This is a genomic window from Clostridium nitrophenolicum (genome assembly GCF_055391695.1).
Map to the genome: position 1 here is coordinate 2,942,895 of NZ_AP042469.1, position 17,666 is coordinate 2,960,560.

21 protein-coding genes and 1 pseudogene are annotated in these 17,666 nt (G+C 34.7%); 2 read left to right on the forward strand and 20 right to left on the reverse strand.

Features of this window, described 5'->3' with window-relative positions; genetic code table 11:
* Window positions 1-553 precede the first annotated feature (553 nt).
* Together ACZ5N4_RS13940 and ACZ5N4_RS13945 are read left to right on the forward strand one after the other, a co-directional pair.
* A complete protein-coding gene (locus ACZ5N4_RS13940; protein WP_464203121.1) occupies window positions 554-1,420 on the forward strand; it encodes a cation diffusion facilitator family transporter in 867 nt (288 codons plus the stop codon).
* Window positions 1,416-1,502: pseudogene (locus ACZ5N4_RS13945) on the forward strand (asparagine synthase C-terminal domain-containing protein); the annotation flags it as partial. The gene ACZ5N4_RS13940 and the pseudogene ACZ5N4_RS13945, both read left to right, overlap by 5 nt.
* Window positions 1,503-1,691: 189 nt before the next feature.
* On the opposite strand, the gene pduB reads toward ACZ5N4_RS13945, so the two are convergent.
* The 20 genes from pduB to ACZ5N4_RS14045 all read right to left on the reverse strand — a co-directional run bounded on the left by pduB (window position 1,692) and on the right by ACZ5N4_RS14045 (window position 17,606).
* The gene (gene pduB, locus ACZ5N4_RS13950) at window positions 1,692-2,390 is read right to left on the reverse strand and encodes a propanediol utilization microcompartment protein PduB (protein WP_464203122.1); all 699 of its coding nucleotides are present in this window, start codon (window positions 2,388-2,390) and stop codon (window positions 1,692-1,694) included.
* 34 nt (window positions 2,391-2,424) lie between these two features.
* Window positions 2,425-2,745, reverse strand: coding sequence for a phage integrase N-terminal SAM-like domain-containing protein (locus ACZ5N4_RS13955; RefSeq protein WP_464203123.1), 321 nt, complete (start codon window positions 2,743-2,745; stop codon window positions 2,425-2,427).
* 151 nt (window positions 2,746-2,896) lie between these two features.
* Entirely contained in the window at window positions 2,897-3,187 is a 291-nt protein-coding gene (gene eutM, locus ACZ5N4_RS13960; protein WP_464203124.1) for an ethanolamine utilization microcompartment protein EutM, read from the reverse strand.
* 74 nt (window positions 3,188-3,261) lie between these two features.
* Window positions 3,262-3,912, reverse strand: coding sequence for a phosphate propanoyltransferase (locus ACZ5N4_RS13965; protein WP_464203125.1), 651 nt, complete (start codon window positions 3,910-3,912; stop codon window positions 3,262-3,264).
* On the reverse strand, window positions 3,912-5,504 hold the full coding sequence (locus ACZ5N4_RS13970; RefSeq protein ID WP_464203126.1) for an acetaldehyde dehydrogenase (acetylating): 1,593 nt from the start codon (window positions 5,502-5,504) through the stop codon (window positions 3,912-3,914). The genes ACZ5N4_RS13965 and ACZ5N4_RS13970 overlap by 1 nt, the downstream gene beginning before the upstream one ends.
* A 34-nt stretch (window positions 5,505-5,538) precedes the next feature.
* Window positions 5,539-6,198 carry a BMC domain-containing protein gene (locus ACZ5N4_RS13975; protein WP_464203127.1) on the reverse strand — a complete coding sequence of 220 codons (660 nt, stop codon included), beginning with the start codon at window positions 6,196-6,198 and terminating at the stop codon, window positions 5,539-5,541.
* A 20-nt stretch (window positions 6,199-6,218) separates the two neighbouring features.
* On the reverse strand, window positions 6,219-6,881 hold the full coding sequence (locus ACZ5N4_RS13980) for a cupin domain-containing protein (RefSeq protein ID WP_464203128.1): 663 nt from the start codon (window positions 6,879-6,881) through the stop codon (window positions 6,219-6,221).
* Window positions 6,882-6,940: 59 nt separating this feature from the next.
* On the reverse strand, window positions 6,941-7,489 hold the full coding sequence (locus tag ACZ5N4_RS13985; RefSeq protein WP_211140965.1) for a BMC domain-containing protein: 549 nt from the start codon (window positions 7,487-7,489) through the stop codon (window positions 6,941-6,943).
* A 1-nt stretch (window position 7,490) separates the two neighbouring features.
* Window positions 7,491-8,819 (reverse strand): 4Fe-4S dicluster domain-containing protein, encoded by a 1,329-nt coding sequence (locus ACZ5N4_RS13990; protein ID WP_464203130.1) that lies wholly within the window; start codon window positions 8,817-8,819, stop codon window positions 7,491-7,493.
* Between the two features lie 62 nt (window positions 8,820-8,881).
* Window positions 8,882-9,145, reverse strand: coding sequence for a EutN/CcmL family microcompartment protein (locus ACZ5N4_RS13995; protein ID WP_211140967.1), 264 nt, complete (start codon window positions 9,143-9,145; stop codon window positions 8,882-8,884).
* Window positions 9,142-9,444 carry a BMC domain-containing protein gene (locus ACZ5N4_RS14000; protein ID WP_211140968.1) on the reverse strand — a complete coding sequence of 101 codons (303 nt, stop codon included), beginning with the start codon at window positions 9,442-9,444 and terminating at the stop codon, window positions 9,142-9,144. Before ACZ5N4_RS14000 ends, ACZ5N4_RS13995 begins: the two co-directional genes overlap by 4 nt.
* 18 nt (window positions 9,445-9,462) lie before the next feature.
* The gene (gene eutJ, locus ACZ5N4_RS14005) at window positions 9,463-10,308 is read right to left on the reverse strand and encodes an ethanolamine utilization protein EutJ (RefSeq protein WP_211140969.1); all 846 of its coding nucleotides are present in this window, start codon (window positions 10,306-10,308) and stop codon (window positions 9,463-9,465) included.
* Window positions 10,290-10,976, reverse strand: coding sequence for a cobalamin adenosyltransferase (locus ACZ5N4_RS14010; protein ID WP_464203132.1), 687 nt, complete (start codon window positions 10,974-10,976; stop codon window positions 10,290-10,292). The genes eutJ and ACZ5N4_RS14010 overlap by 19 nt, the downstream gene beginning before the upstream one ends.
* Window positions 10,977-10,982: 6 nt before the next feature.
* A complete protein-coding gene (locus ACZ5N4_RS14015; RefSeq protein ID WP_464203133.1) occupies window positions 10,983-11,429 on the reverse strand; it encodes a EutP/PduV family microcompartment system protein in 447 nt (148 codons plus the stop codon).
* Window positions 11,426-11,779: a BMC domain-containing protein gene (locus ACZ5N4_RS14020; RefSeq protein ID WP_464203134.1), complete on the reverse strand. Its 354-nt coding sequence runs from the start codon at window positions 11,777-11,779 to the stop codon at window positions 11,426-11,428. Before ACZ5N4_RS14020 ends, ACZ5N4_RS14015 begins: the two co-directional genes overlap by 4 nt.
* Before the next feature lie 40 nt (window positions 11,780-11,819).
* Entirely contained in the window at window positions 11,820-12,773 is a 954-nt protein-coding gene (cutD, locus tag ACZ5N4_RS14025) for a choline TMA-lyase-activating enzyme (RefSeq protein WP_464203135.1), read from the reverse strand.
* A 53-nt stretch (window positions 12,774-12,826) separates the two neighbouring features.
* Window positions 12,827-15,367, reverse strand: coding sequence for a choline trimethylamine-lyase (gene cutC, locus ACZ5N4_RS14030; RefSeq protein WP_464203136.1), 2,541 nt, complete (start codon window positions 15,365-15,367; stop codon window positions 12,827-12,829).
* Between the two features lie 105 nt (window positions 15,368-15,472).
* The gene (locus ACZ5N4_RS14035) at window positions 15,473-16,942 is read right to left on the reverse strand and encodes an acetaldehyde dehydrogenase (acetylating) (protein ID WP_464203138.1); all 1,470 of its coding nucleotides are present in this window, start codon (window positions 16,940-16,942) and stop codon (window positions 15,473-15,475) included.
* Between the two features lie 33 nt (window positions 16,943-16,975).
* Window positions 16,976-17,284, reverse strand: coding sequence for a BMC domain-containing protein (locus ACZ5N4_RS14040; protein ID WP_211140976.1), 309 nt, complete (start codon window positions 17,282-17,284; stop codon window positions 16,976-16,978).
* Window positions 17,285-17,309: 25 nt separating this feature from the next.
* Window positions 17,310-17,606 (reverse strand): BMC domain-containing protein, encoded by a 297-nt coding sequence (locus ACZ5N4_RS14045; protein WP_308038281.1) that lies wholly within the window; start codon window positions 17,604-17,606, stop codon window positions 17,310-17,312.
* Between the last annotated feature and the right edge of the window lie 60 nt (window positions 17,607-17,666).

Sequence of the window (17,666 nt, forward strand, 5' to 3'; positions counted from 1 at the left end):
ATGTAAACTAACAATTTATCTAATTTGCTAAAATTATCAGTATTATTTCACATTTAAATATGTTAGCGCTTACATACTTAATATACAACATATTATGCCAAAGTTCAATATGTTGTTTTAAAAATTTTTCTAAGACATTTATGCTAACTTAACAATATAATAATTATGAATGATTTTAGTTAAGTTAAATAAACTATATTAGTGTTTTTAATTAAGTACTGATGCTGACATTTGTCATATAATAACAAGAACCAATTTATAAAAAAAACCATATAATTAATATTAGATGATAATTAATATTATATGCTATTGATATACAAAATTAATTATTCTTAATTATCATTTGATAATTAAATTCTCAGTAATTTCTTATATAAATAGGCTAATTTATTGCCTACATAAGCTTAGAATTTATCACATATTTATCAATTGAACATATTATATTATTATAATAGATGTATTTTTATAAAACTAAACCGTTATCAGAGATTATGAATAATTAGATATTATTAAATATAACTAGGAATACTGAACTTTAGGAGGCAACAATCAAATGGACAAAGAAAAAGCTGCTTATTTATCTATTGTATCAAATTCTTTACTTATTATATTCAAGCTTACTGCCGGTATACTTATAGGTTCTATAAGTGTTATATCAGAAGCTATTCACTCTTCAATTGACTTATTAGCTAGCTTTATAGCGTTTTTTTCCATAAGAAAAGCATCAAAAACAGAGGATGATGATCATCCTTTTGGATATGGTAAATATGAAAATATATCTGGATTTGCGGAAGCTATTCTGATATTTTTCGCTGCTGCCTTTATTATTATAGAAGCGATCAAGAAAATTATTCATGGATCATCAATAGATAGTGTTGGATTAGGCTTAGCGGTGATGTTTATTTCATCTGTAGTTAACTTTTTAATATCAACTAAGTTATTTAGTGTGGCAAGAAAAACCGATTCTATTGCACTAGAAGCTGATGCATTACATCTTTTAACGGATGTAATAACAACTGCAGGAGTATTTTTAGGGCTTCTTGTAGTTAAGTTAACGGGATTAAAAATCATCGACTCCTTGACTGCAATATTTGTAGCATTCTTGATTATAAAAACTTCTATTGATTTAACCAAAAGATCCATAAAAGATTTAGTGGATAGCAGACTTCCAGATGAAGATATTAATAAAATATTAGAAATCATTACTTCACATGATGAAATTAAAGGTTATCATAGACTAAGGACAAGAAAAAGTGGCCAGAAAAAAGAAATTGACATTCATTTAAAGCTTAGTGAAAATTATTCATTGACCCAAGCCCATAACATATGCAGTCATATAGAAAGAGATATAAAGCATATTTTCCCAAACAGTTATATTCTCATACATCCCGAACCATCCTCCATCATAAAAAATATATAAATCTCCTTGGTTTGGCCAGCTTATGAGAGATTTTCAGTTGTTAGCTTATTTGATTCAGTTTAACCCCTCGCTTAAGGAGTAAAATGTTAAGATAGAGATGTAATTGAAGGTAAAAGCATGTAGTTTAAAGCAAAAACTACATGCTTTTCTTTATTTGAATGGACATTCTAACAATAAATAATTCTAATAATTTGAGCATCATACTTTTGCACCTCGCAACGGTTCTTCACAGAATCCAGCTACTTCTTTTCTACAGTAATAACACCCTCTGTTAAATATATGGTTTAGTAACAGATTGAGGCTCTTGTCCCATTATTTTCAATAAAGATAAGCCAACTTCTCTTGCAGCTATTACTGATTGCCTAACAGCATCTGAATCTCCAGTAATTGTTATAATTACTTCATTTGTGTGTGCTGTTCCTGCACCTGGACTTGCATATGTTACCAGCTCAACATTTGCAGTTTTCATTGCTGTATCTGCCATTACTAAACCGATACCAGCTGGAGCACTGGCAATTATTCCAAAGGCCTTTCCAAGTGGGGCACCAAATGCTTTTTCTGATGCCAAGCTTGCTCTTGCAGTATAGGAAAGTTCTAAGTGCCCTGAATCACATACATAAACATCTCCAAAAGTTCTATCTAATTCTTTAAGAGCAACTTCTACAGCTCTTCTTGCATCTGATACGTCTTCTGCTGCTAGAATTATCAAAGAGCCATGCCCTGCTCCACCCTTTGTATCTCTTGGCATTTCAATAGTTATTACTTCTGTATTAGTAGCTTTTACAGCCTCGTCTGCTGCCATAATATGAGGGCCTGCCCCTATTCTTGAACTAATTATTCCTATAGAACGATATTTTTTATCTAATCCCATTTTTTCATGAAGAAAATAATCAACATTAGCTATAACTAAGCCAATGGTATCTCCAATTGCTGTTCCCACAAATTCTGTTATTTTTGATGATGTGTTCATTGTTAATACCTCTCTTTTCTCTTAAACCCCTAAATTAGTTTGAACAATTAATAATACGTTTATTATATTTTTTTCTTACAATATAATTCCTAGGCGGATTTTTATGATAGAAAAACCTACTAAGCATAGCTAATGCACAGAGTTTAACATTTATAGTTTGCGCTGTTTCCTTCTCTACGAGCACTAAATAGTCTTTGTACTCTTTACTCGTTTCCCTATCCAATTTCGAAATTTCTTCATTTTTGCAGCTATAGTACCAATTTATAAATTGTTCAACACATCTTGAATATGTCTTAACTGTACTTAAACTTTTATGCTCCTTGTATAGCAAATACTTTTCAAATTCCTCTATCATATATACACACATCTCCTTTGCTATTACTTAAACTTCTAAAGCATTTTTATGGGATAAATTTTTTTAATTTCCTATCAAAAATATAAAAATTAGTATAGGAAATAAATTCCTATACTAATTTCTAGAAAAACATTAGTTTATCTAAAGTATCTTATTTTGCAGCTTCTTTATTTGATGGAAGAATTACTTCAACCTCTGAATGTGGTCTTGGTATTACGTGTACTGATATTAATTCTCCAACACGTTGTGCTGCAGCAGCACCAGCATCTGTAGCAGCTTTAACAGCTCCAACATCTCCTCTAACCATAACAGTTACAAGTCCGCCTCCAACATATTCTTTACCTATTAAATATACGTTTGCTGCCTTAACCATAGCATCTGCTGCCTCTACAGCTCCTACCAATCCTTTAGTTTCTATCATTCCTAATGCATCATATTTCATTTTAAAATCCTCCTAAATATCTTTTATTTTTATATTTAAATTTTTTATTATAAACTTTATTTTTTATTAGTTTTTTATTTTACTATTGTTATTTTTGATTTTGACGTAATGCCCATAGCATTAGCTTCTTCAATATCAAGATGGCATTCAAGCTTTGAAGCATCGTTAGCTCTAACAGCTACATTGCTGTATATTCCACCTCTTAAATTATCAAATTTTATTGATACTACCTCTCCATCATGTACTCCTAAATTTTTAGCATCTTCAGGTGTCATGTGAATATGTCTTTGTGCAACTAGTAATCCTTCTTCAATTTGAACAGAACCTTTTGGTCCAACTAAAGTTATGGAAGGTGTTCCACTTAAGTCGCCTGATAGTCTTACATGTGTTGCTGCTCCAAGTTTAATGCAGTCTCCAGTTAATACTTCAACTTGAGTTTTACTTCTTACAGGTCCAAGTATTCTAACTTTTTCAATTGCACCCTTTGGTCCGCAGATTGTTACAACTTCCTTGCAAGCATATTGTCCAGGTTGAGATAGATCTTTAAGTTTCTCAAGCTTATAACCCTTACCAAATAGAGCTTCTAAATCCTTTTCTGAAAGATGTATATGTCTATTAGAAATCCCTACTGGAATCTCATATGGATTCCCAGAAGCTGCAGTATTTACTTCTTTATTTTTAACTGCTTCTAACAAAAGCTTTAATACTGCTTCATAATTTTCCATTAGTTTGCCTCCTTAATAGCGGCAACTATTTGGTTAACTAAGTCTGCAATTTCATCATTTTTTAAACCTTCATTGCTAGCGCAAGTATTAGTATTTTTAGCACAGTCATTAGCCTTAGTTAAAGCTGCTGCAGCCGCTGCAATTTGAGCTGGGCTCATGTTCATAAATGAGTTTTGAGCTCCATGATAACCTTCAGTAGTTTTTGCACAGTTTGTAGCTGGAGTATTCGCTGCTAATGCTGCACAATCTTTTATACCATAAGCAACTCTCTTAATGTTTACAAGGTGTTCAGGAGTAACGTTCTCAGATACTGAGCTTCCTCCCCATGTACCGCAGCCTAAAGTGAAGGAAGGATTAAGTCCTGTGCTTGCACCTGTTCCACCTTGAGTACCACCAGTATTAACAAGAATACGTGAAGCTGGCTTTTTAGCAAACTTCATAACTATATCTCTATCTTCAGTATGAAGACTCATTGTGTGACCAATTCCATTTTGAAGTAATGCGATACTTAATTCACATGCTTCGTGCCAATCTTTTACTGTATAGAAACCAAGAACTGTTGTAAGTTTTTCGAAGGATAATGGATTACCTTCTCCTACTCCATTTTGTCTTCCTATAAGTACTCTTGTTCCTTCTGGAATGCTAATTCCTGCAGCACTTGCAATAACTTGTGGGCTTCTTCCAACAAACTTAGCGTTCATAGCATGTCCATTTTTGAATAATAATCTACAAACTTTATCAGTTTCTTCTTTTGTCATGAAGTATCCACCCTGCTTTTTGAACTCTTCAATAACTCTAGCTTCGTTGCATTCTTCACAGATTATTGATTGCTCTGAAGCACAGATTGTACCATTATCGAAAGTCTTACTTGCCATGATGTTTCTAACAGCTTTCTCTACATCAGCAGTTCTTTCTATGTATGCTGGAGAGTTTCCTGCACCAACACCAAGAGCTGGCTTTCCTGAGCTGTAAGCAGCTTTAACCATTCCTGGACCACCTGTAGCTATTATTATAGCAACTTCATTGCTTTTCATTAGTTCATTTGTAGCTCCAATTGTTGGAATACTTACTGCAGTTATAACATTCTCTGGTGCACCAGCAGCAACAGCAGCATCATGCATTAATTGAACTGCTTTAGTTGTACATTTTGCAGCAGATGGGTGTGGTGAGAACACTATAGCATTACGGGATTTAATTGAGATCATAGCTTTGAAAATAGCTGTAGATGTTGGGTTTGTTGAAGGTACTATACCCATAACTAAACCAACTGGTTCAGCAATCTCTATAAGCTTATTTACTTCGTCTTCTCTAATTACATCGATAGTTTTCATATCTTTAATTGAATCATATAGTATTGTAGATGCTAACTGGTTTTTGAAAGTCTTATCTTCAACTTTACCAAAACCTGTTTCTTCAACTGCCATTTGAGCTAAACAAACAGCGTTTTCTTCTGCAACTCTAACCATATTACGTAAAATTTTATCAATTTGCTCTTCAGTATAATCAGCAATTTTATTAGCTGCTACTTTTCCAAGCCTAGCAAGATTTCTAGCTTCCTGTATTGAGCGTAAATCCTTATCAAAGTTTTCCATTGTTTCATACTTCCTTTCATAGCCTTAAAAATAGCTATTTTTTCTCATAATATAGTTTAAATTTAGCAATTAATAAATTTTTATCTGCCTTTGAAATTGCTCTGCCTGTAATTACAAAATCTTTGTATTCACGAGCTAGATTTCTAAGTTTAACAACCTTTAACTTAGATAAGATGAAAAGGGCTTTCTCTATACCATTTTTACTTACTAACTCATCTACATCATCTTTATGTAGATTATCTAAATTTACCCTATGAATTTTATCTGACTCTAAAGTATCTTGATCTTTTTCAATATTATCTTCAGCTTTTTCTACATCTTCTACTTCTGCATCTTTTGTTTCTTCTACATCATCTAGGCTGTCTTCATTTTCTACATCTTTATTATCTATATCTTCACTTGATACTGAGTCTTCTGGATTTTTAGGTCCAATTATACTTTCCAATTCCTGATGAGGACGTGGAATTACATGCTGTGAAACTAAAAGTTCTTCATGGAGCTTTTTAACAGCTGCTACTCCAGCTTCTATAGATGCTTGTACTGCACCTACATCACCTGTAATTGAAATTGTAACAAGACCGCCACCTACATAGGTTTTTTCAATAATACTTACATCTGCTGATTTCACCATCGTATCGGCTGCCTCAATAGCTGCAAGCAATCCTTTTGTTTCTATTAAACCAAGCGCTTGCATAGGTTTATCCTCCTAGTCTTCTATAAAAGATCCGCCCAGTTTGCTGGATAGGTTGCATAGAATACCCTAGCTTTATCTGGTGAACCCCAAACTACTTTAGAACCAGATGGTACAAATAACACATCTCCAGCATGAGCTGTATATGTCTTTCCATTGATTTCTACTGTTAAAGTTCCCTCAATAACATAGTCAAGTTCTTCATAAGTTAATTCCCAATCAAACTTTGAATTTTCAATAATTAAAAATCCAGCACTCATTTTTGATTCTTCTTTACTTACTAGTTCTTGAAAATAAACTTTGTTATCTGGATTACCAGTATCAAATACATCCATTTTTACTGAGCTTCCTCTAACAACTTTAAGTCCACTAGAATCCTTATCAGCTTCATATGGAAGATTTTTTCCTTTTAAGCATTCAATCATTTGCTCTAAAAGACCTTTGTCCATCATTGCTTTAAAGATGTTAAGCATCATTTCGCTGTCCATTCCCTCTATGCTTAGAGGTTTTTTAGCATCAATCTGCTGTACTTTAGGTTCTAAAGCTTTTGTAGTAAATACTATTCCATTGTTTTTTGCAAGGTCTTGAGCTGATGGTGTAATTATTTCACTGCCATCTACACAAAATACTTTTTCTCCCTTTAATATTAATGCTTCAATATCTTTTGCACATATTAATTTTTTCAATTTATCACTTCCTTTCATTCATATTGGGATATCTACTTAAGATTTTGGATGTCTGCTTATTAGAACAGCGATTCTATCAGTCTGTCGGACACCGAAGGTATAACTTCAGCATTTACCAGCAGACCTTTTTGTTCTGCAATAGCCTTTCCTGCTTCAACACCGGTTTGAACTGCAGCCACGTCTCCAGTAAAAGTGAAAAATGACTTACCGCCCAGTCCTGTTCCCAATCGAAGTTCTAAAGGATGTAATTCAGCAGCTTTCATAATTGCGTCAGCAGCAATAACCATAGTTGCTAAGGAGAAAAACTCTATAATTCCTAAAGCCTGAATTCTATCTGGCATTGTTGCACCTGTTATTGCTGGGAATACTTCAGGGCTGACATTTGGTATAATAATAGAATCAATCAAGAATTCTTCTGCCAACCTTTCACCAACACTGACTGAATCCTGAACCGCTGCAACATCACCTTGAATAATAGCAATATATTTACCTGGACAAACAGAGCTAGCTGTTACTATTTCCACATCAGCGGTTTTTACCATCTGATCTGCTGCATATATACCACGTGCAATACTTGTAAATTCAACCATTCCTATTGCTTTCGCCATATCAGTCCCTCCTTATAGTAATAAAATCATTTCCACTTTCCACAACAGTTCCTGAAATGCTTGCGTGAATTGCAGCACCCAAACTTTCTTCAGGAATTTTCCCTATTATCTGTCCCAACTTCACATGATCGCCAGCATTAACAATGGTCACTGCAGGTGCCCCTACATGCTGTCTTCTTGCAATGTGCACCAATTCAGGCTTTATTTCAACTTCTATCATAGGAGCTGGCTCATCAAAATCATGCAAACCTAGCCTAGCTATAAGGCGCTTACTTGGAACCAATCGATATTCACGATTTTTGCTGGCAGTGAACTCTGACTTCATCGGTTTATACCTTATATTCTGTTCTGCCAATTTCCCTTTAAAATAGAGATTTGCAGATTTGGGATAAAGCCCTGCTGGACAGGAGAACAATTCACATAAATTACATTGACAGCATAGCTGTGCACTCTTCTGCCCTTCAACATCTGTTAATGCATAATTTAAAGCTCTCATCATCTTGTGAGGCTGCACATTATGTCCAATAAGATAACGAGGACACATATCTGTACACATACGGCACTGTTCACAGGAAGCTCTATTTACTCTTCTTGTCTGTTCTATATTCATAGATTTCTTACGAATAAGAAAATGCTGTTTTTTCAAAATTACAAATCCCTTGTTTTTCTTTGTAATATACCCATCTATACTACTCATCACAGATCCCATCATAGGTCCGCCATCAATAACTGCATAGTTATCAAAATTTTCTATTCCGCTAAGCTTTAATACATCTATAATAGGTGTTCCTATCGGTACCTTTACGGTCAATCGTTTAGGAATATCTCCTGCAATTGTGATATATTTTTCTGTAACCGGCTCTCCCTTGGAAGCATGGTAAATATTTAATGCCGTTTCTGAATTCACTACTACACATCCAACCTGGATTGGAATACCTGCTTCAGGAACAACTCTACCTGTAAGTTCATAAACTAGAACCTGTTCATCACCTGCCGGATAAATATCTGGAAGCTCTTTCACTTCAACAAAATCGCCTACCTGCAGTGCCTCAATCCTTTCTTTCAGAATTGAAATCACTTTTTTGTGCTTTCCTTTAATACCTATAAGAGCTTTCCTAGCTCCAACTAATTTTCCTGCTGCTTCAAACCCTTTAATTATTTCATCTGGAAATAACTCCATCAACTGCTGATCCACCCTCAGCAAAGGTTCACACTCAGCTCCATTAAGGAGTATATATTCCGATTTTGATGTTAGCTTTGCATGTGTAGGAAACCCTGCACCACCTGCACCAATAACACCGGCTTCTCTAACCATTTCAAGAAGATTCATTTTTACCTCCTTTGCAGTTCTCTATGATTCATAGGAATTATTAATTCTTATGGATCCTGAACTTATCCAAAATTACAATCTGCATCAATTATTCCAACAACAACTGCATCTACAGGAATATCATCATTTCCTAACATTCTTCTAGCAGAAGATCCAGTAGTAACTATAACTCTATCACCGATACCTGCACTAATGTTATCCACTACAATAAATCTTCTTCCTGAATCAGTTCCACCAATTTCCTCTGCAAGCATAAATTTAAGTCCATTAAGTGATTCTGCTTTTCTAGTTGCCCATACAGTATCAATAAGTCTTGCTGCTATCATATTGCTTTTACCTCTTTCATTTTTAATTTAATTTCATTTAATGCAGCTTCAACGGATGCTGTGTCACCAAAAATCCCAATTAGAACCATATGCTGAGGGCATAATCCTCTAATATCTTCAACGGTAACTCCAACAGCTTTCTCAGCAATATCTGCAGCATAAATCATATCAATAAGTTTGCCTTGTACAAGTCCTATTGCATCACTGCTGTCTAAGTCCGTTTTACAATTTCCACCCATTCTTCTTCTAAGAATATCTTTAGTGCTTGGGGAAGGTGATTTTATAATTCTAAAATCCACTTTTAAACTCCCTCCTTATTACTCTATAATATCCTGAGTACAGCTTAATGCTATTCCAAGTGGTGTGGCAAACATAGGATTCTTAGGTTTATGAGTATATACTCCTGTCTGTTTTCCAATAATTTCTTCAATTCCTGTAAGGCAGCAAGTACCACCTACTAAGGAAATTTCCTTCACATCATAATCCTTAATATTATAATTAATAATTGATGCTACCTTTTCCACTACTGGCTTTAATATTGGTAAAATTTCTTTATGGTTCTTGTTATCTCTTTTGAATTTATCTGCCTCATTGAAAGGCATTCCATATGCACCTGAAAGAACTAATGAAAAATGAGTTCCACCTGTAGGTTCGTCAACAACATGGATAACTTTTCCATCCTTTAAAATTGATATTCCTGTTGTTCCGCCGCCAACATCTACCACTGCACCATTTTTAATTTTAAGTACATTATTAGCAGCAGTAGGTTCATCTAAAAGGCACGTAAGCTCAAATCCCGCAGCCTGAACTACATTTTTAATTGCTCCAGAATCTAAGGCATCCGTTCCTGGTGGAATTGCAGCAGCAGCATAAAGAAGTTCAGTATTAAGTTTTTCCTCAATTTCCTGTTTAAGCTCTCTAACAATCCTAACTGCTCCAATATAGTCAACAACCATACCATCACGCACTACATCTGCATACCTATATGCGCCTGCAACAGGCTCATAGTTTTCATCTAAAACTGCCAGTACCACACATGCAGTACCTAGGTCTACACCTGTATAATAAACAGAAGATTTATTAAGAATTGGTTTTTCTACAACTTCTTCAAACTTCTGAATCATTCTATCGCAATATTCAAAAGTTAAATTTTTCTCTGACATTCTTTTCCTCCCACTGCTGAACAAATCAATTGAGACAGCGAATTAATTATTGAATTAAGATTTTCATCAATTTTATTTTTTAAACTGTCATCATCATTTTGGTAAGTATCCATTATTTCAAACTGTAATTCTCTCAAAGCACAGCGAAGTGTATGCAATTTTAAGATAGCAGTGCCTTTTTCAAGCTGCATATGGAATTCTGTTATTTCAAAACAATCTTGGAGTTCAGTTGTAAAATTTAATGAATTTATGCCTGTACACTCTTTGCAATAAATAGGTTCAAGAGTACCCATTCCACTCACAACATTTCTAATATTTGATATTTTTCTGCCCAAAGTTATGATATTTTGTGCTAGAACAATATCTCCTTTTAATATCTCACTACTAGTAACAAGGAATGCTGCCTCTATGGATTTCAATTTACAACAAAGCTTCTTTTTTAAAATTAAGTTACTGTTTCCCACTTCTTTTATGCTTTCTGCCGCTTTTACAGCTTTTGTCTGATTCTTTTCCTTTGGTTTTGAATCATCAGTAATTTTTATCCTTTTATCAGACAAATATTGAGCTGCTCCAGGTGTAAGCCGCTGTCCCTGTTGTAATTTGTAGGTATTAAAAGGTTCTTTTCTATATAAATCTCTTAAATACTCTTCGGTAATAAATTTGATCATCGACCTTTACTCCTTACCTTTTTCAAATAAATACTTCTTTAAGGCATCAATTCCTGTTCCCACTTCAAAACTAATATGAAAATATGGTTCCGTTACTCCTATATTCTTTAGCTGTCTCAAAGATTTCTCTTCATTTTCAGGCATTAAATCACACTTTGTTATCACTCCAATTACAGGACATCTAAAAGATTTTGCAAATCCATGAGAATATATTTCTGTACAATTGGATTGATCAACCAATATAAGTACATGAGATGCATCCTGGGATGCTGCAATTATATGTTTATACATCCATGTATTCTCTAAATAGGAGCCTGGAACATCAATGGTATTTTTACCATAAATTAAATCTGGTGTTCGCCTTAACGGACCATCATAATCATTCAATGCATTAACTAATGTAGTTTTACCGCATCTTGAAGGTCCAATTACCATTATGCGTTTTTTTCTCATGTTCTTGTAATGGGAGCAGGAGTAAATCCAAGCATACTCTTTAGCGTATCATTTACTGCGCAAAGTGCTGTTTCAACACTTTGAACATCACCGTTTATTACAACAGAACCTGTAAAACGATCAAGGAATCCAATTTGTACATCAGAAGCCTTTGTAGCAATATCTGCCGCAATAATAGCACTTTCATAGGGAGAAAGAGTTAAAATACCTATTGCTCCCCTTTCATCAATTCCTAGACGTTCATATATATCAGGCATTGGCGATGCAATAACATGAGCTATAGTAATCTGTTTCCCTGGAACTGACTCTTGTATAATACGCTGTATATCTCTATCAGAAAAATCTCCCATAAACCTTACCTTCCATCTTAATTATCTATTTGAAAATTATTTAATGACGAATTACTTTTGCAGATAAATCGTATTTTTTAATCCAGCTTTCTATTCTATCTAAATCTTCATCTGTTAAGCTTGGATCATTTTTTATAGGATATTCCATTCCTAATTGGTTGTATTTATTTACACCCATTTTATGATATGGAAGTAGATCAATTCCCTTAAAGTTTCTGTAATCTTTATATGGCTTTAAAAATTCCATTGTTCTCTCAATGTCTTCTTGGTGATCATTTAAGCCTTTAAGTAATGGCATACGAATTTTTACATTATATTTGCGGCGAAGTAATTCTTTAAGATTATCTAAAATCAATTCATTTCTCACACCAGTTAACTGAAAATGTCTATCTGAATCAATATGCTTAATGTCAAATAGGAATAAATCTGTGAACTCCGCGACCTTAAGTACTGATTCCAGTTTTGCGTAACCACATGTTTCAATTGCAGTGTTTATTCCCTCTTGCTTACATGCCATCAATAAACTGCTTGCTGCTTCAGGCTGCATTAAAACTTCACCGCCACCTAATGTGACTCCGCCACCAGAAATTTCATAAAAAGTTCTATCTTCTTCTACGATTTTTAAAAGTTCAGAGATGGTCTTTACTTCTCCAACTATCGATATAGCAGATTTAAGGCAGGCATCCTTACACTTACCGCATCCAATACAATCAATATCATGGTTAACCTCATGCTTTAAGGTTTCCTTGGAGATAGTGTGTATCCCTGCAGGGCACACAGAAACACATGCCCCGCAGTCAACACATAAATTACTTTTAAGCATAACCCTATGTTTTTTAATTAATCCCTCAGGATTTGCACACCATTTACATCTAAGAGGGCAACCCTGAAAAAATATTAAAGTTCTTACTCCATCTCCATCATACATATTGTATTTTTGTATATTAAAAATCGTCGCTTTTCGTTCGATTATACCTAAAGTTCCATTGCTCATATTCTTCATTCTCCAATTTTATTTACCTTGATTTTTAATATATGTCCTTTAATTTAGAAGTGTGTAAGCACAGTTCTGCTGATGATTTCATCTTGAACATCTTTACATAACTCAACAAAGAATGCACTATATCCAGCAACACGAACTATTAAATCACGATATTGCTCTGGATGCTTTTGAGCTTCAAGTAGAGTATTGTTATCTAAATAGTTGAACTGCATTTCTCCAAGCTGAAGGGCACATGCACTACGTAATAATGTAATGATTCCCTGTTCACCTTCTGGTGTATCAAGAAGCCCAGCTATTAACTTGAAGTTATGAACCATACCTATGTTCATATCTTCACAAGACATTTTAGAAACAGACTTAATTATAGCAGTAGGTCCTTTATAATCTGATCCTTGAGATGGACTTATACCATCTGATAAAGGTAACCATGCTTTACGTCCATTTGCAGTAGCTCCAGTTAACTGGCCAAATGGAGTGTTGTTTGAGATTGATAAAGTACCATGGCTAAGTACTGAATATAATGTCTTATATTTACGGTGCTCTTGTTCAGTAAAGTTGATTAAATCAGCAGCAATTAAATCTGCATAATCATCATCGTTACCATACTTAGGTGCTTCTAAACAATCTTTTCTTAGTTTTTCATATCCAACAAAGTCAGCTTTTAAAGCTTCGTTCATTTCTTCTAAAGTGTATTTCTTATCTTCAAATACTAACTTCTTTATAGCTGCCATAGAATCTGTATAAGTAGCAAGACCACTCCATACTACTCCAGGTCCGAAGTTATACATAGCTCCACCTGCTTCTACTCCTCTACCTTTTTCCATACAGCCTTCATACATCATAGACATAAGTGGCTTTGGTGCAAGATCTCTGTGAACACGTTGAGAAATTACTGTAGCAACACTTGTCCATTTAGTAATATATTTAATTTGCTCTTTAACAGCTGCTTCAAACTGCTCGTAAGTTTTAAAGCTGCTTAAGTCTCCCATGTCAGGGCATACTTGCTTGCCATACCATAGTGGCACACCATGGTTAAGCACAAGTTCTATACATATAGGCCATTGAGTGTATCCTGTAGAAGTCCATTGATATAATCTTCCTGACTTCTGAGGCTCAACACAGCCCATTAAGCAGTAATCTCTTGCGTCTTCTATAGAAACACCTTTAGCTAACATCATTTTTATATGAACATCGTCAAAGTGACATGCTGGGAATCCCATGCCTGCACGAATAACTTCAACTATCTTTTTAAGATATTTCTGTGGTGATCCTTTGTGTATACGACATGCTAAAGATGGTTGATATATTTTAACATGACGAACTGCATCCATTAAAAGGTATGTTAATTCGTTTGTAGCATCACGACCTTCTCTAGTAACACCACCTAAGCACATATTAACGAATGGTTGGTAACCTGCGAAGAATTTAGAACCACCTTCACTTGTTATCCACATCATTTCAGACATTTTTATAAGCATACAACCTGCTAATTCAAAAGCTTCAAAATCAGTCATACGTCCATCTTCTAAATCATTTTTGTAGAATTCATACATGTATTGGTCAACACGTCCTATGGACATACCTGTTTGATTTTCTTCAACTACAAGTAATGATTCTATAGTCCAAACTGCTTGTATTGCTTCCCAGAAAGTACTTGGCTTATGTGCTGGTACTCTAGCATTTACTTCAGAAATCTTTAGTAACTCAGCCTTACGCTTAGGATTAGTTTCCTTTGCAGCAAGCTCAGCTGCGTAGTCTGACATACGTTTAGCGTATATCATAACACCCTCAGCAGTATCTATTAATGACTTATAGAAGTAGATTTTATCTATATCTTCTGGATTTTCATAGCTAAGGTGAGTCAATTTTTCTTCTGATTCTCGCTTTATATCAAGCATACCTTTTTTCATTAAGATAACGTCATATCCTGGGTTAGAGTCTCCTCCGCCATTTACTGCGTGATATGAACAATCTGAAACAAAGGATTCACCTGAAAGTTCCCATACTCCAGCTTCACGGTACTGATCTTCGCAGAACTCATCAACAGATTTTCCCTTCCAAAATGGGAATAACTCTTCACGCATAACTCTCTTATCTTCTTCTGATATATAGAATGGGTCTTGTGGACGATTTCCTATTGTATCAATTTCATCTACCATCCATCTCCAAGCTATATCAGGAGAAAATGCTCCTGCACGAGGCTGTCCATTTGGTGCTCCAACGATAAGTTCGTTATCTTGAATTACAAGTGGTGCAGTTTCGCAGCAGTGTTTAAAACATTTACCACGTAAAACTGATTTAGGAATACCAGGGTTTTCTTTAGCTATTTCAGTAATAGCTCTTGCACGGTGAGTTGTTATAGTTGGAACATGTTTTAAATAAGTTTCCTTCAACTTAACTAAACGTTCTGTTATTCCATCTGGAATTTGACCATTATTGTCAACTGCAACATGTGTATGAGCTGGTTCTTCTTTTACTATTTCTTTAGAAACTTTTTCAAACATTTTCATTAAACCAGCACGTTCTTCTTCAGACAAGTTCCTAGTAGCTTCCATAAATTTATTTGAAAATTCACGAATATCCAATTTATTACCTCACATTCTTTAACTTATTTTTTAAATGAAACTCCTTCTCCTTATTAGTCGAATGAGTAAGCGATTCACTACAAATCAAAGATTTGAGTTCTCTGCTCATTTTAAGTCCTTCATAATTTTCCTTAAGACATTCTCTAATAACTTAAGGTTATCTTCATCTTTTGTATTTAATTTATTTCCTTCAGTGTTTACGGTTTTAGTAAGTTCTTCTACGCTGCGAACTCCATATCCAACTTTGCGCAGATATATTAAGTTCATAGGCGAAACGTTATCCGAAGTCATTCCATCCCCTGCAGAACCACTGCCTAAAGTCATTGAAGGAAATAAGTTTGTAGTTGCTCCCATACTTCCAAAAGTTCCTGGAGTGTTAACAAGCACTCTTCCAACAGGTTTTTTTAGTGCAAATTGGCGAATTACTTCCTCATCCTTTGAATGTATGATGAGTGTATGTCCCTGTCTCTCACTAAGCAATAATTCTATACACTTTTCACAAGCATGCATCCAGTCCTCTTCTATATAAAAAGCTAGTACAGGACAAAGCTTTTCTCTTGAGTAAGGATTTTTTTGAAAAACAAATTTCTGCTTGGAGATAAGGACCTTTGTATCTTCTGGAACAGTAAAGCCAGCATTTTTAGCCAGGAATTGTGGTGATTTTCCAATCATCTCTAAGTCTGGGCTTCCATCTTTATAAAAGAATATAGATGCTAACTTTTCCGCTTCTTCTTCTGTCATAAAATATGCACCGTTCTTTTTAAGCTCTTCTTTTACTTCCGCTACAATGCAACTGTCAACAACAATTGATTGTTCAGCGGCAGATACAACTCCATAATCAAAATTCTTGCTGTCAATAATATCTTTGGCAGCTTGTTTTATATCCGCTGTACGCTCTATAAAAGCTGGACCGTTTCCATTGCCTCCATAAATTACTGGTTTACCAGATTTATAAGCTGCTTTTAGTATTTCTGGAACTCCTGTATTCATTATGAGAGAAGTATCTTTATGATTCATAAGTTCTAATGAACCGCTTTTAGTTACTGTATGTAGATATGCAAGAGTACCTTCTGGAAGTCCTGCTCTCTCCGCAGCTCTAATCAAAATATCAATTGTTTTAAAAATTGTATTTTTAGCTCTTGGATGAGGTGAAAATATAATCGCATTTCCTGATTTAATTGCAATTAATGCCTTATATATAGTTGTAGAAACAGGACTAGTTGATGGGCAAAAGGCTATAATAACACCCATTGGCACTCCAACATCCATTGTACTGTTCACTTTATCTTCATTAATGATACCTACACATTTCATATCCTTAAGTCTACTTTTCAGATACTTGCATACAAAGCGATTCTTGATATACTTATCTTCCCACTTTCCATATTCAGTTTCTTCATTAGACATTTTCGCAAGTTCCATTAAATGTTTTTCAATCTCTTCAGCCATAGCTTCAACTATCTCATCAAGTTTTTCTTGTGGGAAGGTTGCTAGTTTTTTTTGCGCCTCACGAGCATTTTCAACAAGAATTCTGGCTTCCTGCATGGAGAGTAAATCGTTATCGATAATATTCACTTTTCTCTCCTCCTTTTAGGAAAATTTCACGTTTTATTCTGTTACAAGATTTGTAATAGCATATCTTTTTATTATTTTTTCAAGATCTGGGTGTGGACTTGGAATAACTATGGAACTATAAAGATTTCCACCTTCCATTCCTTCAACTGCTGCAACACCAGCTTCTACAGCTGCTTTACAAGCACCAACATCTCCTTTAACTAATACAGATATATATCCTGATGCAACATTTTCATATCCTATAAGTTCAACATTTGCTGCTTTGCACATAGCATCTGCTGCTTCTAAAGCAAAAACCAAACCAAAAGTTTCAATTAACCCTAAAGCTTCATATCTTGCCATATGTATATCCTTTCCCTTCTATCTTTTATAAATCAATATCGTGTACTGAAACAATATCTCCAACTGCTCTAATAGGACGCGGCATAACATTATGCGCTGTTAATTTACCAATAGCTGCCGCTGCCTCAGCACCTGCTTCTACAGCAGCTCTTACTGCACCTACATCACCTTTTACCATAATAGTTACAAGCGTTGAACCAACATTTTCATATGAAATTAATTCCACATTAGCTGCTTTAAGCATTTTGTCTGCAGCCTCAAGTGCAGGAACTAATCCTATTGTTTCTACAAGACCTAAAGCCTCATTCCCATAATATCTCACTTTCAAGTCCTCCTTCCTTATTCTCATCTCATATATATTTTTGGTAAACTATACTGCCTA